The organism is Atopostipes suicloacalis DSM 15692 (genome assembly GCF_900129085.1).
Classification (GTDB): domain Bacteria; phylum Bacillota; class Bacilli; order Lactobacillales; family Carnobacteriaceae_A; genus Atopostipes; species Atopostipes suicloacalis.
On the sequence record NZ_FQUF01000010.1, the window covers coordinates 48,778 to 74,361 of the forward strand.

Annotated in this window: 20 protein-coding genes and 1 riboswitch; of the genes, 14 read left to right on the forward strand and 6 right to left on the reverse strand. The window is 36.1% G+C overall.

Annotation, left to right across the window (positions count from 1 at the left end):
* Window positions 1-21 precede the first annotated feature (21 nt).
* Together BUB96_RS04110 and BUB96_RS04115 are read right to left on the reverse strand one after the other, a co-directional pair.
* Entirely contained in the window at window positions 22-1,419 is a 1,398-nt protein-coding gene (locus BUB96_RS04110) for an oxaloacetate decarboxylase subunit alpha (RefSeq protein ID WP_073296832.1), read from the reverse strand.
* Between the two features lie 206 nt (window positions 1,420-1,625).
* On the reverse strand, window positions 1,626-3,023 hold the full coding sequence (locus BUB96_RS04115) for a 6-phospho-beta-glucosidase (RefSeq protein WP_073296835.1): 1,398 nt from the start codon (window positions 3,021-3,023) through the stop codon (window positions 1,626-1,628).
* 221 nt (window positions 3,024-3,244) lie between these two features.
* On the opposite strand from BUB96_RS04115, the gene BUB96_RS04120 reads away from it, so the two are divergent.
* From BUB96_RS04120 to hslO, 13 genes are all read left to right on the forward strand, one after another.
* A complete protein-coding gene (locus BUB96_RS04120; RefSeq protein WP_073296839.1) occupies window positions 3,245-4,129 on the forward strand; it encodes a fructose bisphosphate aldolase in 885 nt (294 codons plus the stop codon).
* A gap of 668 nt (window positions 4,130-4,797) precedes the next feature.
* Window positions 4,798-5,400: an NUDIX hydrolase gene (locus BUB96_RS04125; RefSeq protein WP_073296842.1), complete on the forward strand. Its 603-nt coding sequence runs from the start codon at window positions 4,798-4,800 to the stop codon at window positions 5,398-5,400.
* Between the two features lie 159 nt (window positions 5,401-5,559).
* Window positions 5,560-6,090, forward strand: coding sequence for a hypothetical protein (locus BUB96_RS04130; protein ID WP_073296846.1), 531 nt, complete (start codon window positions 5,560-5,562; stop codon window positions 6,088-6,090).
* Window positions 6,091-6,460: 370 nt separating this feature from the next.
* Window positions 6,461-7,024 (forward strand): aminoacyl-tRNA hydrolase, encoded by a 564-nt coding sequence (gene pth, locus BUB96_RS04135; RefSeq protein ID WP_073296850.1) that lies wholly within the window; start codon window positions 6,461-6,463, stop codon window positions 7,022-7,024.
* A gap of 56 nt (window positions 7,025-7,080) precedes the next feature.
* A complete protein-coding gene (mfd, locus tag BUB96_RS04140; protein ID WP_073296853.1) occupies window positions 7,081-10,653 on the forward strand; it encodes a transcription-repair coupling factor in 3,573 nt (1,190 codons plus the stop codon).
* A 29-nt stretch (window positions 10,654-10,682) separates the two neighbouring features.
* The gene (locus BUB96_RS04145) at window positions 10,683-11,735 is read left to right on the forward strand and encodes a MazG nucleotide pyrophosphohydrolase domain-containing protein (protein WP_073296856.1); all 1,053 of its coding nucleotides are present in this window, start codon (window positions 10,683-10,685) and stop codon (window positions 11,733-11,735) included.
* Between the two features lies 1 nt (window position 11,736).
* Entirely contained in the window at window positions 11,737-11,997 is a 261-nt protein-coding gene (locus BUB96_RS04150; RefSeq protein ID WP_073296860.1) for an RNA-binding S4 domain-containing protein, read from the forward strand.
* Between the two features lie 221 nt (window positions 11,998-12,218).
* Entirely contained in the window at window positions 12,219-12,656 is a 438-nt protein-coding gene (locus tag BUB96_RS04155) for an FtsB family cell division protein (RefSeq protein ID WP_073296871.1), read from the forward strand.
* A gap of 178 nt (window positions 12,657-12,834) precedes the next feature.
* Window positions 12,835-13,287 carry a S1 domain-containing RNA-binding protein gene (locus BUB96_RS04160; protein ID WP_073296874.1) on the forward strand — a complete coding sequence of 151 codons (453 nt, stop codon included), beginning with the start codon at window positions 12,835-12,837 and terminating at the stop codon, window positions 13,285-13,287.
* 103 nt (window positions 13,288-13,390) lie between these two features.
* A complete protein-coding gene (gene tilS, locus BUB96_RS04165) occupies window positions 13,391-14,782 on the forward strand; it encodes a tRNA lysidine(34) synthetase TilS (protein ID WP_073296877.1) in 1,392 nt (463 codons plus the stop codon).
* Window positions 14,783-14,801: 19 nt separating this feature from the next.
* Window positions 14,802-15,338, forward strand: coding sequence for a hypoxanthine phosphoribosyltransferase (gene hpt, locus BUB96_RS04170; RefSeq protein ID WP_073296917.1), 537 nt, complete (start codon window positions 14,802-14,804; stop codon window positions 15,336-15,338).
* 179 nt (window positions 15,339-15,517) lie between these two features.
* Window positions 15,518-17,767 carry an ATP-dependent zinc metalloprotease FtsH gene (gene ftsH, locus BUB96_RS04175; protein WP_073296880.1) on the forward strand — a complete coding sequence of 750 codons (2,250 nt, stop codon included), beginning with the start codon at window positions 15,518-15,520 and terminating at the stop codon, window positions 17,765-17,767.
* 105 nt (window positions 17,768-17,872) lie between these two features.
* Window positions 17,873-18,754, forward strand: a complete 882-nt coding sequence (gene hslO, locus BUB96_RS04180; protein ID WP_073296883.1) for an Hsp33 family molecular chaperone HslO — start codon at window positions 17,873-17,875, stop codon at window positions 18,752-18,754.
* 265 nt (window positions 18,755-19,019) lie between these two features.
* Here hslO and nrdF read toward each other — a convergent pair whose 3' ends face one another.
* From nrdF to BUB96_RS04200, 4 genes are read right to left on the reverse strand one after another with little or no spacing between them, the layout of a single operon-like run.
* Entirely contained in the window at window positions 19,020-20,027 is a 1,008-nt protein-coding gene (nrdF, locus tag BUB96_RS04185; protein WP_073296888.1) for a class 1b ribonucleoside-diphosphate reductase subunit beta, read from the reverse strand.
* Window positions 20,028-20,056: 29 nt separating this feature from the next.
* Window positions 20,057-22,252, reverse strand: a complete 2,196-nt coding sequence (gene nrdE / locus BUB96_RS04190; protein ID WP_073296893.1) for a class 1b ribonucleoside-diphosphate reductase subunit alpha — start codon at window positions 22,250-22,252, stop codon at window positions 20,057-20,059.
* Window positions 22,236-22,628, reverse strand: coding sequence for a class Ib ribonucleoside-diphosphate reductase assembly flavoprotein NrdI (nrdI, locus tag BUB96_RS04195; RefSeq protein ID WP_073296897.1), 393 nt, complete (start codon window positions 22,626-22,628; stop codon window positions 22,236-22,238). Before nrdI ends, nrdE begins: the two co-directional genes overlap by 17 nt.
* Entirely contained in the window at window positions 22,616-22,855 is a 240-nt protein-coding gene (locus BUB96_RS04200) for a glutaredoxin domain-containing protein (protein ID WP_073296902.1), read from the reverse strand. The genes nrdI and BUB96_RS04200 overlap by 13 nt, the downstream gene beginning before the upstream one ends.
* 160 nt (window positions 22,856-23,015) lie before the next feature.
* A riboswitch (cobalamin riboswitch) is annotated at window positions 23,016-23,203 on the reverse strand.
* Between the two features lie 301 nt (window positions 23,204-23,504).
* Here BUB96_RS04200 and lysS point away from each other — a divergent pair.
* A complete protein-coding gene (gene lysS, locus BUB96_RS04205; protein WP_073296907.1) occupies window positions 23,505-25,004 on the forward strand; it encodes a lysine--tRNA ligase in 1,500 nt (499 codons plus the stop codon).
* Window positions 25,005-25,584: the final 580 nt, after the last annotated feature.

Consider the following 25,584-nt stretch of genomic DNA (forward strand, 5'->3'; position numbering starts at 1 on the left):
AAGTTTTATCGATTCCATTGATTAAACGGATCTAGTATAACGCGCTTGAATTTTAATAGGTTCTTCTTTAGTGGAAGCTGGTTTATATTTCTTTTCTAAATATTGACGACCTACTTGAGGAAATAATGCAAAAGTAATAACATCTTCATCATTTTTGGCTAAATCTCCTAATTCCTTTTTCAACCGTTCAAACTCAGGTTCTAAACGATCAGCTGGACGAAAATCAATGATCTCATCATTTCCAATAATGGATTGACGAAACTCCTCATCAATAGGTGCCGGAGATTTACCGTAGTTTCCTTTAAGGTAATCTTTAATTTCAGTTGGAACCATTTTATAGCGTTCACCCGTTAAAATATTAAATACAGCTTGTGTACCTACCATTTGGCTCATAGGAGTAACCAATGGAGGAAACCCTAAATCTTCACGAACATTAGGTACTTCATTTAAAACGTCATCATATTTATCACTTGCTCCTGCTTCGCGAAGCTGTGAATTTAAATTAGATAACATTCCACCAGGGACTTGGTAAATTAAGGCTTTGGGATCAGAAAACAGCATTTTGGGATCCAATATTCCATTCTCTAAATATTTATTACGGATACCTTTGAAGTAATCGGCGATTTCTTCTAATATATCAATATTTAAATGCGTATCGATACCTAATTCCTTAAAGGCTAAGGCAGTTGACTCGGTAGAGGGCTGACTAGTTCCTTCCGCAAAAGAAGAAATAGCTGTATCGATGATATCTACTCCTGCTTCTACAGCGACGAGATAAGTCATTTGTGAGACGCCGCTTGTGGCATGTGTGTGTAAATTTAAGGGCACATCCGTAACAGCCTTAATCGCTGGGATTAAATCTTTTGCGACTGCAGGAGTTAAAATACCCGCCATATCTTTCAGACAAATAGAGTCTGCACCCATATCGTTTAACTGTTTGGCTAAATCGGTATAATATTCAATCGTATGGACATCACTTGTTGTATAAGCGATGGTTAGCTGAGCATGAGCGCCATATTTTTTAACGGCTTTTAATGAAGCTTCTAAATTTCGTGGATCGTTTAAGGCATCGAATATTCTGAAAATATCAATCCCATTTTTTGCTGCGTTTTCTACAAACTTATCGACTAAATCATCAGCATAATGTCGATAGCCAATTAAATTTTGTCCACGCAATAACATCATGAGCTTCGTATTTGGCGTACGTTTTTTTATTTCACGTAATCTTTCCCAAGGGTCTTCATCCAAAAAACGAATGGCTGAATCATAAGTGGCTCCGCCCCAACATTCAAGGGCATAATAACCGGCTTCATCCATTTTTTCGACAATAGAGAGCATATCTTCAGTAGACATCCGTGTAGCCATCAGACTTTGATGAGCATCGCGTAGGACCGTTTCGTTCACTAAAACTTCTGACATTGTGCTATCCAACCTTTCTAATTAATAATAATTTGATACCTTCACAATATAACAAAAAGAGTATAATTGCAAGCGTTTTCAATACGTCTCAAAAGGACTCTTAGCAACCTAAAAGCTGAAGAAAAATAAGAGGAATAACTAAAAACCCCATAACTAAATCTTAGTCATGGGGTTTGTTATTTACGTAAGTTATTTCAATAGATTAATTAGTTAGATTTCATTAACTCATCAACATATTGAACATCTTCTGGTTGGTTTTCTTCAATTTCTTTGATCTTGTCAGCAAATTGAGGTAGGTAATCTTTATGTGCATATAACATTTGATCAAGTAATGTTTTCGCAGTTTGTCCTGCTGGAACTAATGGGTTAACAGTGAATGCTTGTAAAGCTGCACCATAGTCTCCAGTAATAGCTGCACGAATCACTGTTTCTTCCATACCTTTCATCACTTGTAACATGCCACGAGCAGCTGGGTTTTCAAAAGCTCCCCAGTTATAAGGTACGAAACCTTTACCTGTAACAACTCCCGAAACTTCAACGGCTGCATCGTATGGTAAATCAGTAATGGTTCCATTATTTTTCGTTGAAACAACCATTTCTGTATGTTTATCATTTTGAATCGATGCGATAATCTCGCAGGCTGCGTCGGAGTAGTGTGTTCCTCCACGTTGTGTTAATTCTTCTGGTTTGTGGTCTAATTCAGGGTCTTTGTATAATTCGAATAGACGACGCTCAGTTTCTTTCACCACTTGTGCTCGTGTTTTACCTTCTTTAAATTCTTCGATTGAGTGGTCGAGCATAACGTCTTCGATGTAATAGTAACGATGGTAACCACATGGCAGCATTTCTAGATCTTTGACTTGTTCATAAAGGAATTTTGCTGCATGGATATTTTCCATGTCGCCTCGAGCTTCACTTTCAGGATTGTAAAGAACGTCAATAATTTCTTGTGTTCGTTCGTTTCCTTCTTTATCCCAAACTCTATGCCAGTGGAAGTGGTTGATTCCTGCATAGTGGAAGAATAGATCTTCTTCAGGCATATTAAGAGCTTCAGCTCCACCTTTTGTATGACCGATTGGTACGTTACATAAACCTAATGTACGTTCCCATCCACCATGTTTAATGGCAGCTTCTGTAACCATACCAGCAGGGTTTGTGAAGTTTACTAACCAAGCATCAGGACATTGTTCTCTCATGTCGTCAATAATGTCTAGGATAACTGGAATTGTACGGAAAGCTTTGAACATTCCACCTGCACCATTTGTTTCTTGTCCTAAAACGCCATGAGATAATGGAATACGTTCGTCTTTTACTCGTGCATCAAGTAAACCAACACGGAATTGCGTGGTCACGTAGTCAGCATCTTTTAAAGCTTCAAAACGGTCTAAAGTTAAAGTTACTTTCCAATCAAGGCCTGCTGCTTTAATTTGACGTTTTGCCATTTCACCTACTGTTTCAAGTTTTTCTTTACCTTCTTCGATATCTACTAATACAATTTCACGAATAGGGAGTTGGTCTTTACGTAAAATATATCCTTCAATTAGTTCAGGTGTATAACTTGAACCTCCACCAATTGTAACAATTTTCAATGATTCTTTACCCACGTTTTTTCCTCCTTGTTTTGTAAAACGCTTCTAAAAACATCTTTCATAATTCACTTTACTGTATGTAAAGGATTACATACAAGGAAAAAGGAAAAATAAATGATTTTTCCTTTATTCAATTGGTTTTATTGGTATCTAAGCTCTCTTTTTAGTAAACTAATCTTGTAAAAGAATAAAAGGTATAGTTATTGAGTAATATAAATTTATGGAGGGATATGCAAATGAATCAAGAACAGTTTGATATTATGAAGAACAAGGGTGGATTTATTGCTGCACTGGACCAAAGTGGCGGAAGTACACCTCGAGCTTTAGAATTATATGGCGTTAATGAAGATGAATATTCAAATGATGAAGAGATGTTTAATCTTGTTCATGAAATGCGTACAAGAATAATCACTTCACCTTCATTTACAGGAGACAAAATAATTGGTGCTATTTTATTCGAACATACGATGAATAATAAAATCGAAGATAAATATACAGGCGACTATTTAAAAGATAAAGGAATCGTTCCTTTTATCAAAATCGATAAAGGTTTAGCAGATATCAAAAATGGCGTTCAATTAATGAAGCCAATGCCAGAATTAGATACTTTATTAAAACAATCTGTTGATAAAGGCATGTTTGGGACAAAAATGCGTTCAAATATTATGGAGTATAATGAAGAAGGTATTGACGCAGTAGTTAAACAACAATTTGAAGTAGGTTACCAAATTATTGAAGCTGGCCTAGTTCCAATTATTGAACCTGAAGTAAATATTGCTGCTGAAGACAAAGAAAAAATTGAATCTTATCTAAAACAATCTATTCAAAAAGAATTGGATAAATTAAATGAAGATCAATTTGTAATGCTAAAATTAACGATTCCAACTGAACCAGACTTGTACAAAGAGTTAATTGATCATCCGCAAGTAGTAAGAGTGGTTGCTTTGTCTGGAGGTTACTCGACAGACGATGCGAATGATATGCTAAAATTAAACCATGGTTTAATTGCAAGCTTCTCGCGTGCATTAACACAAAACTTAAATGTTAACCAAAGCGACGAAGAGTTTGACCAAACGCTAAAAGAAGCGGTAGACTCTATTTACGAAGCATCTATCAGCTAGAAAATTAGTCATTACAATAAAATAAAAGAATATTTTCAACCGATTTGTAGAATATTAAGGAATTGATCCTTTATCTACGAATCGGTTTTAAATTTTTGTGGAAAACTAGGGACAAACAAGTGGTTTTCTAATTATTTTTAAAAAATGGCGAAGTATTTTTGAGAGGGATGAGTCAAACACGCACAGATTTCGGAAAAGTGCGTGCAAACAAGCTCCATCACGCATAAATCATGGAAAAGTGCGTGCAATCGAGGTCCATCACACACAAATCACAGAAAATTGCGTGCAAATAAGCTCCATCACGCACAAATCACGGAAAAGTGCGTGTAAGTAAGGTCCATCACGCACAAATTTCGGAAAAGTGCGTGTAAGTAAGGTCCATCACGCACAAATCACGGATAATTGCGTGCTAGTAGGTCTATCGCACACAAATCACGGATAATTGCGTGCTAGTAGGTCTATCGCACACAAATCACGAATAATTGCGTGCAATCAAAGTCCATCGCATTTTCTACTACCTATTCAAGGAAAGAATAAAAATATGACTTAATTAAGGTTAAGAAAATATTACGAAGAAAAAATGGAATACAGATTGAGCAGGTTAATCGATTTCATTATGATAAGAAATAAAGTATAATGAATTAGAGATAAAAGATAGGACGAAAAATATGTTATCAAAAATTCGATCGGCCATTCAAAGCTATGATCCGAAAATTTATGGAGATGTTAGAAAGTCTGCAGTGCTTTTACCTTTAATCAAACGAAAAGGTGAATGGCATATTCTTTATGAAGTCAGAAGCCAAGCCGTTTCACAAGCGGGAGATTCTTCTTTCCCAGGTGGCGGGGTAGAAGCGGGGGAAACGTTTGAAGAAGCGGCAATTCGCGAAACGATGGAAGAGTTGAGTTTACGAGAAAAAAACATAAAAATCATTGGAGAAATTGATTACATTGTGAACCAGCGGATGGTTATTTACTGTTTTGTGGGAGAACTCGTAAATGTTGAGTTTGAGGATATTGAGCCCAACTTAGAAGTTGAAAAAATTTATACAGTTCCTATTCAATATTTACTCAATAAGGGGCCTTCCTATTTTGAAGTGGAATTTGACCCAGTGATTAGTGAACAATTTCTAAACGAACAAAAAGAGGCGAATCATTCCTTCCAGTTGCGCGGTTTAAAGGAACGGATTCCTTATTATGAAATACAAAATCATCGACTTTGGGGCTATACAGCAAATCTTACAGATCGGTTTATTCAAATTATTAAAAATTAATACCGCTCTAAAAAATCAAAATATTAATCAATTGTTAATTTAATATTTGTATTTGATGAGCCTTTTGTGCTAATATATTTTTGAGCGAAATTATTTAATGTGAAAATAACATTAATCGAGCAATTACACAGATTAATACAAAATAGGAGGAAATACTAAATGAGCTATAAAAAATTACTTAGCTTATTAGCGGTTTCTACATTGGCTCTTGGAGCATGTGGTACAGATGATGCTGAAGAACCTGAAACAGATGATACAGAGCAAACGGAAGAAACAGATTCAAATGAAACAGCAGGTTCAAGTAGCCAAGACTTAATTAACCAAGCAAAAGATGACTCTGGTGAAGCCTTCCCAGAATACGGTTTAGAGGTTGAAGGAACTTGGACAACAGAAGGTTACGAAGTAGGTCATGCTCCTGGTGAAGCAGCTACGATTCCAGTAGATATTATATCAGAAGCTGAAGAATACAATACGTACTTACTAGAAGACGGTATCATTCATGAAGTGATTTCAGACACTCCTGAAGTTGAATTTACCGTAGACAACCCTTCTGCAGATGCAGAATATATTGTAGGTGTATCTCCTGAAGATTTAGGTGAAGCAGGAGACGAAGCAGATGCTGAAGACTTCGCACGTTCTGAAAAAGTTTTATTAGTAGAAGCAGAACCTGAAGAAGAAGCAGAAGAATAAAATTAATACCGTACAATTAATTATGGTGCTAGTGAATCAAATTAGATTCATTAGCACCATCTTTTTGTCTTCCACGAAGATCACACATACAGAAAAAATTCAAAATCTCCTCAAAAATCAAAAACCCTTGGTCGTAAACGCGAGGTAGAATCCGAGAAAAGAATGAATGTGTTTTTGTGTCAGAACACAAAACACAAGGTGCTTTATACATAATCACTGGTTAACCAACAAAGAAACCATAAAAATAAGGAGTTATTTTGAGCATTGACGCGTGAATATGTTATAATAGTTCATGTGAAATCGAACTGGGTAGGGAGACTTACCCAGCTTTTTTGATTGTTTAGAAAGAACTTGGGAGGCTTAGTAAGAAATGAAGTTAGTTTTTGGCCTGGGTAATCCAGGAAACAAATATAAAAATACAAAACATAATATCGGTTTTATCGTAATTGATGAAATTGCCCAAAATTTGGGGTTAACCTTTAGTCAAACAAAATTTAAGTCCTTATATGCAGAAGGCCATATCGGTAGCGAAAAAATTATTTTGATTAAACCACAGACCTTTATGAATTTATCCGGTGAATCCATCCAACCTTGGATGGATTATTATGATTTAACCGGTGAAGATATTGTTGTTATTTATGACGATATGGATTTGCCAGTTGGAAAAATCCGCTTGCGTGTGCAAGGAAGTGCCGGAGGACATAATGGTATGAAAAGTATAATTGAACAGTTAGGAACTAAAGAGTTTAATCGAATTCGAGTGGGCATTGGACGTCCCTTTCCGAAACAAACCGTTATTTCCCATGTCCTCAGCCAATTTCCAAAAGAAAGAATAGAAGACATGAAAGCCGCGGTTTTAAAGGTAGAGGATGCCGTGAAATATTGGCTCAGCTCTCATACTTTTCAAGAAACAATGAATGAATTTAATAAATGAAATGAGCGTAAAAAAAGTGAATAAAGAAAAACAAATAAGAAAGGAGAGATTTCTCAATGACTCAGATGCTTGATTTATTATTTGACCACCCTAATTTCCAAAGTGTTTTAAAAAACATGACAGCAGATTCTTCCCAACTCGTTACTGGGATTTCAGGTTCAGCACGTGCCAGTTTAATTGCAGGGGTTGCAGAAAAACAAGCAAAAACCGTGATATTTACGGCAAATTTGCATCAAGCCAACCAACTACGTGCGGATTTAAGAGTGTTTTATCCAGAAGAGAAATTATTCATTTATAATGTGAATGATATGATTGTTGCCCAACAATCGATTGCCTCTCCTGAAGAACAAGCAGAACGTATAGAAGCATTAGAATTTCTTCTTTCAAATAAAACGGGAATTATTATAATTCCAATAGCGGGCGCACGAAGACTATTACCCCCAAAAGAAATCTATCAACAAGCTCATCTAACGATTAACTTAGATGGAGAAGTTGAATTAGAACAACTAATGAATCAGCTGGTCAGTATGGGCTATAAACGCGAACAAATTGTAGCTAGCCCTGGAGAATTTAGCGTGCGTGGAGGGATTATTGATGTTTATCCACTCACCGAAAAATATCCGATCCGTATTGAATTGTTTGATATTGAAGTGGATTCGATTCGTTCGTTTGATGCTGAAACTCAACGATCCATTCAACAACTGGATGAAGTGAACATTTCTCCAGTCGTAGAAAATATTTTACCGATGGATCATTGGGAAGAAGCAACCCAACGTATCAAAGCAGCATATGAAAAAACAAACGAAGCACTAGAAGATGACGAAGCGAAGGAATTATTAGGTGCTCATTTATTACCAACTATTGAAGTTTTGGAAAATAAAAAATGGGAGGACAGTTTTTCATTTTACACCTATTATTTATATGAAAATCCAAGTTCCATTCTAGATTATCTTCCGAAAGAAGCGATTGTTTTATACGATGAATATCCACGTATCTTAGAAAGTAACCAGCATTTAGAAGAAGAAGAAAGTGCTTGGCTAGAAACCCAATTAAGTCAACATCGTCTGTTAGATCAACAAGAATTTAGTTTGGACTTTTTAGAACACCAAAGAAAAATTCGTCATCCGCGAATTTATTTTTCTCTTTTACAAAAAGGAATGGGAAGTACTAAGATTACTTCAATTCATCCCTTCCATTACCGCGAAATGCAAAAATTCTTTGGTCAAATGCCCATGATCAAAGCAGAAATAGAAGGTTGGCTCAATCGAGACTATCAACTAGTTGTGATGACTGAAAATGAGGAACGAGCCAAACAAGTCCAAGAAACGTTTAAAGACTTTAAACTAAAAGCAAAAATTTTAAATACCGAAGATACGATTCAAAAAGACCAACTTCAAATCTTACCGTATACATTACAACAAGGCTTTGAATTAATCGAAGAAAAAATTGCCGTACTAACGGAAGCCGAACTTTTTAATCGTATCGCTAAAAAGAAAAGACGACAGCTAAATATCTCAAATGCTGAAAGAATTAAAAATTATAATGAATTAAATCCTGGTGATTTTGTTGTTCATGCCAGCCACGGAATTGGGAAATACATTGGAATGGAAACCGTCGAAATTCGCGGCGTTCATCAAGATTACCTAACCATAGAATATCAAAAACACGACCGAGTATTAATTCCGGTAAGTCAACTCGATTTAATACAAAAATATGTATCGGCAGAAGGAAAAGAGCCCCGAATCCATAAATTAGGGGGCACAACTTGGGCGAAAACAAAGACACGTGTTCAAAAACAAGTGGAAGATATTGCTGATGAACTCATTGAGCTGTATGCAGAACGCGAAAGCAGAAAGGGTTTTGCTTTTTCGAAAAACGATTCGTATTATCGAGAGTTTGAAGAAGCTTTCCCTTATACAGAAACCCCCGATCAGTTACGTTCAATCCAGGAAGTTAATAAAGATATGGAAAATGTGAAACCAATGGATCGCCTTTTAATTGGGGATGTTGGTTATGGGAAAACAGAGGTGGCGATGCGTGCAGCTTTTAAAGCTGTACAAGATGGCAAGCAAGTTGCTTTCTTAGTACCAACAACTGTACTAGCACAACAACATTATGAATCCTTTATTGAACGATTCGTTGATTTCCCAGTAAAGATTGAAATGCTGAGTCGTTTCCGTACAAAGAAACAAATGGACCAAATTACTTCTTCTTTACGTAAAGGACAAATTGATATTGTTATTGGGACTCATCGCTTATTATCAAAAGATATTCAGTTCCAAGATTTAGGTTTACTCGTTGTCGATGAGGAACAACGATTCGGAGTCAAGCACAAAGAAAGAGTAAAACAGCTGAAAAATGAAGTCGATGTTTTAACTCTAACGGCAACCCCGATTCCAAGAACCTTACACATGTCCTTAGTAGGTGCCCGTGATTTATCGGTCATCGAAACCCCTCCAGCCAACCGTTATCCAGTGCAGACTTATGTTTTAGAAATGAATGGCCTGGTCATTCGCGAAGCAATTGAACGTGAAATGGCGCGGGGAGGTCAGGTATTTTTCTTACACAACCGAGTGAGTACGATTGAAAAACGTGTGCAAGATATTGAGGAATTGGTTCCAGGAGCGCGCGTTGGTTTTATTCATGGACGTTTGTCAGAAACGCAGCTTGAAAATGTTTTATATGATTTCTTGCAAGGGGATTATGATGTTTTAGTGACCACAACGATTATTGAAACGGGTGTGGATATGCCGAATGTCAATACGTTGTTGGTTGAAGATGCAGATCGTATGGGACTTTCGCAGTTGTATCAATTAAGAGGACGTGTAGGACGAAGCAATCGTGTCGCTTATGCGTATTTTATGTATGAACAAAATAAATTATTAACAGAAGAAAGTGGAAAAAGATTGCAAGCCATTAAGGACTTTACGGAGTTAGGGAGTGGCTTTAAAATTGCGATGCGTGATTTATCCATTCGTGGGGCAGGAAACTTATTGGGTCAACAACAATCTGGCTTTATTGATTCGGTAGGTTTTGATTTATACTCTCAAATGCTACAAGAAGCTGTGGCACGTAAACAAGGTGGACCAGAAGTCGAGAAGACGGTCGTTGAAATTGACGTAGATGTGGATGCTTATATTCCAGATAATTATGTAAATGACCAACGCCAGAAAATTGAATTATATAAACGAATTCGCTCACTTTCAGATGAAGAAGAATATGTTGAATTACAAGATGAATTTATTGATCGCTTTGGCGATTTCCCGCAAGAAGTCGATGACTTACTCGTCATTGGATTGATTAAATATTATAGTGAAACGATTCTAGTTGAAACGATTACACGAAAACGTTCAGAAGTCCACGTGACCTTCTCTGAACAAGGGACAAAAAATATCCCAATGCAGGAATTATTCCGCGCTTTAGATGGGATTCCGTTGAAAGTGGATATGAAACCAGGAAAGCAATTAACGGTTGAATTTTACTTGAAGCCAGGAATGGAAAATTATGAATGGCTACAACATATTTTGAATTTTGTCCGAAATCTTTACACGTTTGTGGAAAAACAAAAAGAAGAACAAGATGCTGAAACAGAAGATGTTGAGGCAGAAGTTGATGCAAAAAGCGAATAATTGAAAGTTAAAAAGAGGGTAGATATTTAATGCATACGATTTATATTTTTGGGTTAGGCCCTGCTCATTTAGGGCAGATGCCTAAAGAAATTTATGATACGATTTCAAAACAAGATACACTGTATTTACGTACATTGGAACACCCAGCTGCTCAGGAATTAAAAGAAGAAGGATTAAATATCGTCTCTTTTGATGACAAATATGAAGCCTTTGACGAAGACTTTGAGCAAGTATATCCAGCGATTGTTGAGGAACTAATTCATTTGGCCAAAACAAGGGATGTTTATTATGGCGTTCCAGGTCATCCAGCAGTTGCTGAAACAACGGTCCAATTATTATTGGAAGGGTATAAAAATACGAAGATTATCGGTGGAAAGAGTTTTATTGATGATTTATTTGCAGCCGTTAAAGTGGATCCCATTCAGGGCTTTCAGTTAGTGGATTCCTTTGATTTAAATAGTGATTACATTTTTCCGGGTCACCAACTGATCATTATGCAAGTTTTCCATGCCTTAATCGCTAGTGAAGTGAAGCTGGCCTTAATGGAGATTTATCCAGATGAACACTCGATTGCAGTAGTGGATGCCGCAGGAAGTTCGGAAGAAGTTGTTTCTTGGATTCCTTTATATGAATTGGACTATTTTGAAGGGGTTCATAACTTACGCTCCATTTATGTTCCGCCGCTTGAACGTGATCAAGCAGTACACTCTTTTGCAACCCTTCAATCCTATACGGATGAAGTTTTGGGTGAAAATGGAGATGTCTGGGCGAAACAACTAACAGAAAAAGAACTCCTTAGCTATTTTCAAGAAGAACTAGATGAACTTAAAGCAGCCTATGCCAAGGATGATATTGATAATGTAGTTGAAGAACTTGGTGATTTACTGATGCAATTGCTTTATCAAACGGGTGCAGGGGAAAAAGAAGGCATTTTCTCTTTAGAAGAAGTATTAGAAGGTATCAATAAAAAAATGCGCAGACGGCATCCGCATGTTTTTGATGGTGTAAAAGCAGAGACGCCTGAAGAAGTGGATGCAATTTGGCAAGCAATTAAAGAACAAGAAAGAAAGGGAGATATGTAGTATGCGATTAGATAAGTTTTTAAAAGTTTCGCGAATTATAAAGCGCCGAACAATCGCGAAAGAAATTTCAGATCAAGATCGTGTAAAGATCAATGGCAATTTAGCAAAGTCTTCGACTAAGGTAGCTATCGGGGATGAACTTGAAATAGTTTTTGGAAATAAAACATTGGTTGTACGCGTAGAAGATTTACGAGATACTACAAAAAAACACGAATCAGAAGGCATGTATACAGTTCTTGAAGAAAGATTTGCCGAGGAATAAAAAAGAAGTTAGCTTGTTTGAACCAGCTTAAAATTAGGGATCTATCTAAGTGAGCCCGAAAATTACTCTCGCTTGGATAGATTTTTTTAAAAGAGCTTGACTTTGAGTTGGACATTTCACATTTTTTGTGAAAACTTCTTTTTTTCTCTGAAAATGGTTTCCAAATCACTTGAATCTTGTTATAATGAAAATATAACAACTATTTTTAGGGACTGATTGCGGTGAAACATACAGAAAATAAAAATATCACGCAGCTTGATACATATTCAGCCGATAAAACATTAGACAGCATCCGTCAGCGCAAACGCAATAGATTTGTTCGTATCCGTACGCTCAGTATTCTTTTTGTGGGGCTTCTTTTGATTGGGTTTACGAGTATGCCTCTTATTAACAATAAGCGAGCAACCACAGAATATACAAAAGCACATGCCCAAGTCGTTACAGAGTTAGAAGATTTAGAAGAAGAGCGCGAACAACTCGAATATGAAGTTAGTTTATTAGAAGATGAAGAGTATATTGCGAAGCTAGCTCGTCAAGAATTAAATGTATCCAAACCAAATGAAATTTTGATTAATATCCCTGAAAAAGAAGAAACAAAATCGGATGAAGATAGTTCTACAGAAGAAGAGAAATTACAAACAAATGATGAAAAAGAATAAATAAGAACATTTTAATCAAATATAAAGAAGAACATGTTGCTTTATTCGTAAATAGCGACATGTTTTTTAATTTTTTTGAAAAAACAACCGTTTTTCATCGAATATATTAAAAATTTTATAACATCCCGCAGGTAAACATGTTATAATAGTTACAAATAATCAGGAGGAGTAAGATTTAATGTCACTTGAAGTTGGCAATAAAGTAGAAGGTAAGATTACAGGATTGGCGAAGTTTGGAGCTTTTATTGATTTAGGGAATAATAAGACAGGCCTTGTTCATATTAGTGAAGTATCTGATAAGTTTGTAGAAGATATTAACGATGAATTAAAAGTAGGGCAAGTCGTTACAGTACAAATTCTTTCAATTGATGATAATGGAAAGATTGCTCTATCCATGCGAAATCGAGAAAAAGAAGCTGAAGAGAAAAAAGAACAACCTAAACCAGAATATAAAAAAAGAGAAACAAGCAATCGACGACCAAGCAAGCCATTCAATAAAAAACAAAGTAACAATAGCCAAGATTTTGATTCATTGATGAATGACTTTTTAAAAGAAAGTGAAACACGCTTATCGTCATTACGCAAAAATACTGAAAACAAACGTGGTGGACGCGGCGGACGTCGTAGTTAAGCGATTTGAAATTATAAAATAAGTGAAGGCAGGAAATTCCTGCCTTATTTTTTTAGTGAGAAATAACGTCTCATAGATTTGTGATTAGGTGGTGAATAGATCTGTGTTTCAAGACTTCAATCAAATTCTTCAAGAACATAATCTCTTAAAAAAAGATAACCACATTCTTCTTGCGGTTTCAGGTGGAGTAGATTCCATCGTGTTATTCCATTTAATGCAAAATATACCGGAAACAAAACGCCCCAAATTAAGTGTAGCTCATGTGAACCATCAGCTGCGACCGGAAGCGGATAGAGAAGAACAATTTGTTAAACAGCTAGCCAGCCGTTATCGTGTTCCTTTTTATTCTTTTATATGGGAAAAGGCAGCTCATCCAGATAGTGGCATTGAAGAAGCTGCACGGAATATTCGGTATTCTTTTTTTGAACAACTAATGAAACAAAATAAAATGAATGTCTTAATGACGGCTCATCATCAAGATGATCAAGTAGAGACCATCTTAATGAAGCTCACTCGTGGAAGTACACTGGCACAATTGATGGGGATAGCATTTTCTCAGTCATTTTCCGAAGGAGAATTGGTGCGTCCTTTGCTAGGATTTTCTAAGCAGATGTTATATGATTTAGCTAAGGAACAGCAGTGGGAGTTTATAGAGGATTCGACCAACTTTGAGTTGGGGTATATGCGGAATCGATTTCGAAATGAGATTATCCCTTTGTTGAGAAATGAGAATCAGCAATTTGACCAGCATGTAATCCAGTTTGCTTCGGACCTAGAGGATCTTTTGGAGGTTTCCAAAACCTCAATCGAAACGGCCTTTAACAAGGTCGTCCGAAAAAAGCAAGACAGTTGGCAGATAGATCGTTTGAAGTTTTCAAATCTTTCGGCTGCTACCCAGCGAATGGTGCTCAAAACGTTGTTAGATCATTTATATAAAAACGAAAAGGATCTATATAAGTCCAACTACATTGAACTGCTTCAAGAGTGGATTTTGAATGGAGAAGTGAATACGCAGCTTGATTTACAAAATGACTTTATTGCCATGAAAGGGTATGAGTCGATTTGTTTTTCTAAGCAGGGGCCGGAGACTTCTTCAATAGATAATGAATATTTTGTTTTGGATGCTGTCGGTCAATGGGTTCAGCTTTCTGAGTATGAAAAAATTGGGTTGTTTCCTTTTGATTCTGCAGATAGAAAGGAATGGAATAGAGACTCTTTATTGATGGAAGAAGGAAAATTTCAGTTACCTTTAACGATTCGTCATCGCCAAGCGGGTGATCGAATGCGTTATGCAGGGTTAAAGGGAAGCAAGAAGATTAAAGATATCTTTATTGATGAAAAAGTTCCCGTAAAACAAAGAAATCAAGCATGGCTGGTGGAAGACAGTTTAGGGACTATTCTATGGTTAATTTCATATCGTAAAATGAATTTGTTTACTACCAAAGAAACTGATAAACTAATTTATGTCCTAAAATATAAAAAAGATGAATATTAAGAGGAGAAAAAATATGAAAATGGATGACAACATTAAAGAAGTCTTAATTGCGGAAGATGAAATTCAAAAAAAAACAAAAGAAGTAGCACAAATTTTATCCGATGAATATAGAGATAAAAATCCTTTAGTTGTTGGCATATTAAAAGGAGCCCTTCCTTTTATGGCTGATTTGATCAAAGAAATGGATATCTTTTTAGAATATGATATGATGGATGTCTCAAGTTATGGAACAGCCAAAGCATCTTCTGGCGAAGTGAAAATCATTAAAGATTTAGACAGTTCGGTAGAAAATCGCGATGTATTAATTGTTGAAGATATCATTGATACAGGTCGTACATTAAAGTATTTACAAGATATGCTCATTCGAAGAAATGCAAAATCTGTGAGATTTGTGACGTTACTGGATAAGCCTTCAGGACGTGTAACAGATTTGACGGTTGATTGGAAATGTTTTAATATTCCGGATGAGTTTGTTGTAGGGTACGGATTAGATTATCGCGAGAACTATCGTAATTTACCTTATGTTGGTATCTTAAAAGAAGAAGTTTATTATTGATTGAAGCATTCCTCTTAGTTTTTTAAGAAAAGTCAAATAATATTCATAGAGTTCATTCTTTTATTGTGCTAATATGTAGAAAGGCAATCGAGTGGCTGATTCATTTCAGCTAGGTCGATGGCTTTAGTTTTAATCAAGAATATAGATATTAAAAATGTAAATTAGTTATGGAGGATAAAATGAAGAGAAAAAACTTTTTTAATAGTAGTCTCTTCTATATACTTGTATTTCTAGGAATCATAGGGCTTGCTCAAATGTTTTCTAGTAATCGAGCAACAGAGAGTACTGCATCGATAACGAGTACTGAGTTCGTTCAATATTTAGAAGATGACCGAGTAGAGAAGTATTCTATTCAACCGACCGGAGGAGTCTATGAAATACAAGGGACTTTCCGAAAAGGTGAAGAGTTAGAAAACTCCTCAGATGGAGAAGAAAGTATTCCATTTTTCGGACAACAAGAAGATACGACAACACGTGGCTTTACCACGATTTTGTTACAAAACGATTCAGTTATAAATGATGTTTACCAGATAACAAAAAGTAATGATGTCACCATGGAATCGTTAGAAGAACCGAGCACGGGACTTTGGACGAGTTTATTAATTACTTTCTTGCCCTTTATATTACTTGCTGGTTTCTTATACTTTATGATGAACCAAGCGGGACAAGGCGGTGCAGGTGGCGGTGGCGGCGGAAGAAACGTCATGAATTTTGGACGTTCACAAGCCAAAGAAGCGGATGCAAAAACAAGTACTGTTCGTTTTGCGGATGTTGCCGGTGCAGATGAAGAGAAACAAGAATTAGTTGAAATTGTAGAATTCTTAAAAGATCCAAGAAGATTTAATCAATTAGGCGCTCGTATTCCTGCGGGTGTTTTACTAGAAGGACCTCCAGGAACCGGTAAAACCTTACTGGCTAAAGCGGTAGCTGGAGAATCAGGCGTTCCTTTCTATTCCATCTCAGGATCTGAATTCGTTGAAATGTTCGTTGGTGTGGGAGCAAGCCGTGTTCGTGATTTATTTGAAAACGCGAAAAAGAATGCCCCTTCTATAATCTTTATTGATGAGATTGATGCAGTAGGACGCCAACGTGGAGCTGGAATGGGTGGCGGGCACGATGAACGTGAACAAACCCTGAACCAATTGCTAACAGAGATGGACGGTTTTGAAGGAAATGAAGGTGTCATTGTCATGGCAGCTACAAACCGTTCCGATGTCCTCGACCCAGCGTTATTACGTCCTGGTCGTTTTGACCGTCGTATTATGGTTGGTCGTCCAGATGTTAAAGGACGTGAAGCAATCTTAAAAGTTCACGCACGAAACAAACCACTTTCTGATGAAGTGAATCTAAAATTAATTGCTCGTCAGACTCCAGGATTCTCAGGAGCAGATTTAGAAAACTTGCTAAACGAAGCAGCGTTAGTCGCTGCACGTCGTGAAAGTACAATTATTGAAGCAATTGATATGGATGAAGCACATGACCGAGTCATTGCTGGTCCAGCGAAAAAAGATCGAATTATGAATGAAACAGAACGTAAAATGGTCGCTTACCATGAAGCGGGCCATACGATTGTGGGTCTTGTGTTAAGTGATGCACGAGTCGTTCATAAAGTAACGATTGTTCCTCGAGGACGTGCGGGTGGTTATGCCATTATGCTTCCAAAAGAAGATCGTTATTTAATGACCAAAAAAGATTTAACGGAACAGATTGCAGGTTTACTCGGAGGACGAGCAGCTGAAGAGATTTTCTTTGGTACACAGTCTTCTGGTGCATCCAATGACTTCCAACAATCAACACAACTTGCTCGTTCAATGGTTACAGAGTACGGAATGAGTGATAAGATTGGCCCTGTTCAATATGAAGGAAATAACCAAGTCTTCTTAGGAAGAGATTATAGTCAGTCTAAGAGCTATTCTGAACAGATTGCTTATGAAATTGACCAAGAAGTTTCACGTATCCTGAAAGAAGGCCACGTTCAAGCCACCCATATTATTGAAGAAAATGCGACAAAATTGAAATTGATTGCGGAACATTTGCTTGAATATGAAACACTGAATGAAATTGAAATTAAGAGTTTATATGAAGAGGGTGTCTTACCTTCTAAAGCTCCTAAAACTGATGAATACCCTCGTGAAGAAGAAACTGATGAAGATCAAGCAGGTTCTTCTTACGAAGAAATCAAAAGAGCGCACGAAGAGCGCATAAAGGCTTTTGAAGAGCAACATGAACAACAAAAAGAGGGTCGCCGTACGATTGATGCGGCTGAAGATGATTTAGGTACTGAGGAAGAAGAGACGAAAGTCGAAAAAGAACCTGAAGATGTAGATCCAAAAGAATTAGAGGAAGAAGCAAAAACTGAAGATTCTGAGGAAAACTCCGAAGCGGATGATTCACAAGAAAATCAAGAAGACAACAACGATTCCAATTAATCGTTAGGTATTTGTTAAAAAGTGGATATTAAAAAGGGGAGGCGAATGTCGTGCTCCTCTTTTTTTAATCATGCGAGAAGAATTTAAAAGAAGAGAGTGAATGAAATGTCAGATTCATTAATAAAAGCCCTCGCTTATAATAAGGAAGTTCGTATTTATGTAATAGATGCCACAGAAATGGTTGAAGAAGCTAGAGCGGTTCATGATTCCTGGAGTGTGGCGACTGCTGCATTAGGTCGTTCAATGATTGGCACAACCCTAATTGGGGCAACGTTAAAAAATGAACAGGACAAATTAACTCTACGACTACAAGGGGATGGCCCTATTGGTGGAATTGTTGTAGATACGAATATGCACGGACAGACAAAAGCCTATATTAAAAATCCTCATGTTTCTTTGGATTTGAATGAAGAGGGTAAATTGGATGTCAAGGGAGCTGTAGGTACTGAGGGAACACTATCGATTACCAAAGATCAAGGCTTAAAAACACCTTTCGTCGGTCAAGTACCTTTAGTTAGCGGGGAACTAGCGGAAGACTTTACTTACTATATGACTGTTTCAGAACAGACGCCTTCTTCTTTTGGCTTATCTGTCTTAGTTAATCCCGATGAATCGGTCCAGGTTGCTGCCGGGTTTATGATCCAAGTTTTACCGGGAGTCAGCGAAGAAACCATTAATCAAATCGAACGAACGTTAAAAGAAATGCCACAGCTTTCAAACTTCTTAGGTCAAGATCGATCCCTTACTAAGTTATTGGATCTCTTAGCCGGTAAAGATAATTATCAAATACTAGAAGAAATGCCTGTTTCATTTAAATGTGATTGTTCGAAAGAGCGTTTTGCAAATGCGATTGTTGCTTTAGGTAAAGGAGAAATCCAAGAGATGATTACTGAAGACCATGGAGCAGAAGCGGTTTGTCACTTCTGTCGACGAAAATACAATTTTACAGAAGAAGAGTTAGAAACGTTAAAAAAAGAAGCCAAATAAAATAAGATAATTTTTGCGTACATTCCAAAGAGGATATAGATTAATTGCTGTATTCTCTTTTTTTGATGGGCTTAAAGTACAAAAAATCTTAGGTAAATGGGTCTTAGATACCTATGAGAATTCCATGTCCACTCTTTCCTTAGACGTTTATAAACAACGAACTAAGTCGTATTTAGGACAAAAAGGGCGAAGATTGAGAGCTAAACTAAAGCCAAAAGAAAAAGCCTGAGGAGCCCTCAGACTTTTCGTTTCTATATATTATTCATTAAAAATCGTAGTCGTCATCGTCCATTGCTTCGGATTCACCCATTAAGTAACTGTTTCCGACTTGTGAGAAGAAGTCATGGTTAGAAGATTCAGTGGAAATTCCATTCATAACGATAGGGTTTACGTGTTCAGCCATTCCATCGGAGTAAAAGGGCTCGAAACCTAAGTTTTGTAGAGCTTTATTGGCATTGTATTTGACAAAAGTCATAACGTCACTGGTCCAACCCACTTGGGTGTAGACTTCTTTTGTAAATTGCTCTTCATTTTTCATAAGGTCAAATAATAATCCATACATCCAGTCTTTCAGTTCATTAGCTTCGTCTTCTGGAAGTTCATTAAAGCCTAATTGGAATTTATAACCTAAGTAGGTGCCATGAACGGATTCATCACGAATAATTAATTTAATGATTTCTGCAACGTTCTCTAGCTTGTTATTTCCAAGGTACCATAATGGGGCATAGAAACCACTATAAAATAGGAAGGATTCTAAGAAAACACTCGCTACTTTTTTCTGTAAATCCGTACCGTTTTGATAAACCTCATTTATACGTTCCGCTTTATATTGAATCGTCTCATTGTTATTTCCCCAGTCAAAAATCTTATCAATTTCATTGGAAGTATTTAGAGAAATAAAAATGGTGGAGTAAGATTTCGCATGAACGGATTCCATAAATAAAATATTATTTAAAACGGCTTCTTCATGCTGTGTTCGAACATCCTCACGCATGACGTTAGCTCCTTCTTCAGATTGAAGGGTATCGAGTAGGGTTAGGCCTACAAAAGCTTTGTTTACGACATCGCGCTCTTCAGGAGATAGCATGCGCCAGTCGTTACGGTCATTACTTACAGGAATACGTGTATCTAGCCAAAATTGACTCGTTAATTTTTCCCAAGTGGCTTTGTCTAATGCATCTTCAATTTGGTTCCAATCAATGGATTTATAATAATTGACAGAATGGTTGGTCTCTTCTCCATGGATAATTTGATTAAAATAACTTTTGCTCATTTATTTGATCCCTTTCTACGGTTTATTTCTTAAATAACGCAACTTTCACATTCGTTTACACCAATATCTCTAGAATCGTCTCCAGTATGTGTTCGGATATAATAAATAGATTTAATTCCTTTTGTCCAAGCGTAGTTACGTAATTTATTTAAATCTCTTGTTGTCATATTTGGTGATTTTCCGTTTTTCCATTCATATAATCCTTCTGGAATAACCGAACGCATAAATAAGGTTAAGCTCATTCCCTGGTCAATATGCTTTTGTGCAGTAGCGTAGGTGTTAATCACATCACGCATATCTGTATCAAAGGCTGATTTATAATATTGAATAGTCGTATTATCAAGATGTGGAGCAGGATAATAAATAGAGCCAATATTTCCTTCTTGTCGATTTTCAATTAAGTGAATGACTGGATGTAGTGAACTTGAAGCTTCATTAATATACGAAATACTTCCAGTAGGAGCAACAGCCAGTAGATAAGCATTATATAGACCATGTTCCTTAATTCGCTCGTTTAGTTCTTGCCAATTTTCTTTCGTTGGAATAGAAACATTTTTGAAAATGTCAGCTACTTTATCTGACTTAAAAGAAAATTCGTCTTGGTTAACATATTTTTCTTCTAAATAAGAACCATCCGCGTAAGCAGACTTTTCAAATTCAAAGAATGTTTCATTTTTTTCCTCGGCCAATTTATTACTAGCTTTTAAAGCATAGAACCGTACGGCTCTAAAATAAGCATCGGTAAATTCAAGAGCTTCATCGGATCCATAATGAATATGATTAACCGCAAGCGCTGTATGCAAACCCATAGCCCCTAAACCGATTGAGTTATAAGCTTTATTCCCTTTTTCAACCGTCGGCACAGCTTTAATGCTTGTCATATCCGAAACAGAAGACAAAGCACGAACAGCCGTTTCGATAGACTCTTCAAAATTAGAAGATTGAATCATTTCTGTAATGTTTGCAGAACCTAGGTTACAGCTAATGTCATGACCTACTTCACGAAAAGATAAATCTTCATTCATTTCTGAAGGAGATTGAACTTGAAGAATTTCACTACATAAATTACTCATAACCACTTTTCCATAAATAGGGTTGTCTCTATTAGCTGTATCGGTATTAATAATGTAAGGATAACCAGACTCTTGTTGCAATTTTGAAATTTCTTGTTCTAATTCTCGTGCGTTAATTTTATATTTTTTAATTTCAGTATTGCGAACCATTTCATCGTATTCTTCGGTAATATCCACATAAGCAAAAGGTTTATCATAAACTCTCTCAACATCATAGGGACTAAATAAGTACATAGGTTCATTGGTTTTAAGTAGCTCATAATATTTATCTGGAACGACTAATCCTAAAGATAGAGTTTTCACTCGTACTTTTTCATCCGCATTTTCTTTTTTTGTCGATAAAAATTCATAAACATCTGGATGAAAAGCATTTAGATAAACGGCACCAGCACCATTTCGTTGACCTAATTGATTCGCATAGCTAAAACTATCTTCGAAAATTTTCATAACGGGAACAACACCAGATCCTGCATTGGCAATCTTTTTAATTGGAGCGCCTGCTTCACGTAAGTTGCTTAAGTTTATTCCTACACCGCCGCCGCGTTTGGATAACTGTAGGGCAGAGTTGACAGAACGTCCAATGGATTCCATGTTATCTTGAACATCCAGAAGGAAACAACTTACCAATTCACCACGTGCTTTCTTTCCGGCATTTAAAAAGGTAGGAGTCGCTAACTGCAAGCGTTGCTTAATATGTTCTTTGGCGATATTCCAAGCTAATTTCTCATCACCATTTGCTAGATACAAAGCAACAAAGCCAATACGATCTTCATACCGCTCTAAAAACTTACTTCCATCATTTGTTTTTAGGGCATATTGGTTATAAAATTTATAAGCTCCCATAAAACTATTAAATCTAAATTTCTGCTCATAAAGAAAGCCGAACAACTCTTTAATAAAAGAAAAATCATATTTTTGAATGAAAGCTTCTTCGATATAATCATTTTCGATTAAGTAATCAATTTTTTCTTCTAATGTATGGAAAAATACCGTATTGGGATTAATATTTTCTAAAAAGTAAGCTCTAACAGCTTCCTTATCTTTATTGAGTTGGATTTCATTATCTTCGGTTGGAATATTTACCATGTTGTTTAATTTAAAATACGTAATATCTTCTGGTTTTTCGATTGCTTGTTTAGTTATTGTGCTCAATGTTTAATAACTCCTCTTCTAATTTTTTAACATCTAAAGGGGATCCTTGAAACTCAAAAGCGTGAAGCATCGGAAGGTCATATTCTTTAGATAACGTTTTGGCGGTAATACAAAATAATTCTGCAAAATTTCGATTGCCTCCACCAAATAAACCTTTACAGTAGCTGATATTATCCGCTGTTTCTAAAAAATCCGCTGCGGTATCAATAACAATAGGATGAACATTGGTTTCATAAGAAGGCATAACGAGGATAAATGATTCGCTCATTTCGATTTCAAAATGATTGGGCGAAATCTCAATCTTTTCTGTATGACTAATTTTCTCAACAAACTTTCTAGTTTGTCCCGTCTGAGAATAATAAACTATCTTTGCCATTCCAACACCATGTTCTCTAATTTCTCTGGGCGATAGCCGGTGAAAGTCTCCTCTTCGTTAATTTTTACAACGGGTAGAGTGCGGTATCCTAAAAGAATGACTTCTTCCATGTAAGTATCATTTAAATCAACTCTTTTTTCTTCATAAGTGATATTTTCTGACTCTAAATATTTTTTAGTAAAGGTACATTCTGGACAACCACTTTTTGAATAAACGGTAATGCTCATTATTATTCCTCCAATTTGAATGAAATCTGTAGTAAGATGTGTGACTAATTATTCATTTTAAACAACAAAAAAACCGCTCAAAATGGAATGAACGGTTTGAAAACGACAGAAAGTCAATGAATGCAAGTTCTATCGTTTCATCTTTTTCATCCCCGAAAAATAGAAACTACAAGGTCTGGCAGGTCTCCTGGCTCATGTTTCATCCTACTATAGTCCTTCCCATACTTTTACTATAAAAGTACAGTGGTTTACTAATTCGTCTACATACACAGTTGCGGGGGCAGCGTCAGTTTTAAACGGACTTCCCTTTCAAGGCATCGAAATGCCACCATTCCTCGAGATACTATATTTTGTGCTATTTAATTGTTTGTTTAGATAAATATACTACATGTAGAGAGTATAACATATTATTTCTTGAATTCAAGCATTGAAGTTTATTTAGTGTTCTTATATTTCAAAGAAACAAAAGAGAAAAAATCAATCGTTATTGTGTTATTTAAAGGAAAGTTCTGACTAAAAACTTTCAGAGAATAACAAATTATGATAACATGTAAGGTGATTCATTCTATAAAGAAAAAATTATTTTGAGATATTTAATCAAAAAATATACAGAGTAAATAACTAAAAGATAGAAAGGAAACCGAAAAGAATGACTAAAGAACATGAACATATAGAAGATTTAAATGATCAAATGCTTGTTCGTCGTAAAAAAATGAACGAGTTAAGAGAAAAAAATATTGATCCTTTTGGAAATCGTTATGAACGTACTCACTTTTCGACAGACTTAATAGAAGAATATGGTGAACTTTCAAAAGAAGACTTGCAAGAGAAAGAAATTCCAGCAAAAATCAGTGGACGTTTAATGGCAAAGCGCGGAAGCGGAAAAGCAGGCTTTGCCAATTTAAAAGATAATCAAGGAACGATTCAAATTTATGTCCGTTTAGATAATGTAGGAGAAGAAAACTACCAACTTTTTAAAGAAGCTGACTTAGGAGATTTTCTTGGTGTTGAAGGCACGTTAATGAAAACAAATACAGGAGAGTTAACTTTACGTGCCGATAAAGTAGAGTTTTTAACGAAGGCTCTTCGTCCATTGCCTGATCAATATTATGGACTTAGCGATGTAGAAACTAGATACCGTAAACGTTACTTAGATTTAATAACAAATGATGAGAGTATGGATCGATTTATAAAACGTAGCCAGATTATTCAAGAAATTCGAAGCTATCTGACTAAAAAAGGGTATATCGAAGTAGAAACACCTACTTTGCATAACCTTCCTGGAGGAGCATCAGCTCGTCCCTTTATGACTCATCATAACGCGCTTGATATGGAACTTTATGTTCGAATTGCTTTAGAGCTCCATCTAAAACGATTAGTAATTGGTGGCATGGAAAAAGTTTTCGAAATTGGCCGTGTATTCCGTAATGAAGGAATTGATACCACTCATAATCCAGAGTTTACAATGCTAGAGCTTTATACTGCTTATCATGATTACTGGGACGTTATGGACTTAGTTGAAGATTTAATTCAGGACGTTGCTCAGACAGTAAATGGTTCAACCATGATCACATATGGAGACGAGGAAATTAACCTAGGTGGCGAATGGGCACGACGACACATGGTGGATTTAGTTAAAGAAAAAACAGGTGTTGATTTCTGGGAACACATGACAGATGGGCAAGCTAGAGAACTTGCAAAAGAACATAATGTAGAGATCGAAGAATATGCAACATATGGACATGTTGTTAATGAGTTCTTTGAAGAGTTTGTTGAAAGTACCTTAAGACAACCAACTTTTGTTTACGGACATCCTATTGAAATTTCACCCCTAGCTAAGAAAAATGATGAAGATCCACGATTTACTGATCGATTTGAACTCTTTATAGCGGGCCATGAATATGGAAATGCCTTTAGTGAATTAAATGATCCTATTGACCAGCGTGAACGATTTGAAGCCCAACAAGAAGAACGCGACCAAGGAAACGTAGAAGCTCATGGTATTGATGAGGACTTTGTAGAAGCCTTGGAGTATGGCCTTCCACCTACCGGAGGATTGGGAATCGGAATTGACCGACTGGTTATGTTATTAACAAATACGCAATCTATTCGTGATGTTATTTTATTCCCTACCTTAAGGAATGCATAAATCAAAATATCAAAGAGTCAGGGACAAAAGTAAAATTTTGAAATATGTTGTTCCACTTTTATATAATTTAATTGAATAAAAAGAAACGCATTCCCACTATAGTGAAAATTGTACTATAATTTTGGAATGCGTTTTTGATCGAGACCTTATGTCCCAGACTCTTTATTTGTTAAGTAACCATTGGGTAATTTATTTGATTATATGGATTTATTAAATTTTTTTAAAAGATAAAAAAGTAAAGCCTAATCTCAAGCGATTCTTCTTATAAAATAAATAAAAAAGGTAAAAGAATTCAAAAAGTTCTTGACGAAAATGGATAGAGTTGGTATTATATATTTCGTTGCTGTTTCGCACAAAACATTAATTGAATAAAAATTAATTGTTTCGAAAAAACAGTTTAACGCTTGACAAAATTAACCGTTTGTTATAAACTATTAAAGCTCACGTAAAGATTTGTTTTAAACAAATTTCTTCATGTGACGTATAGATCTTTGAAAACTGAACAAAGTAATACAACCAAAATGTGCAGGGGTCTTCTATCAATTATATTGGTAGTAAAGACAACACAAGTTAATTTTTT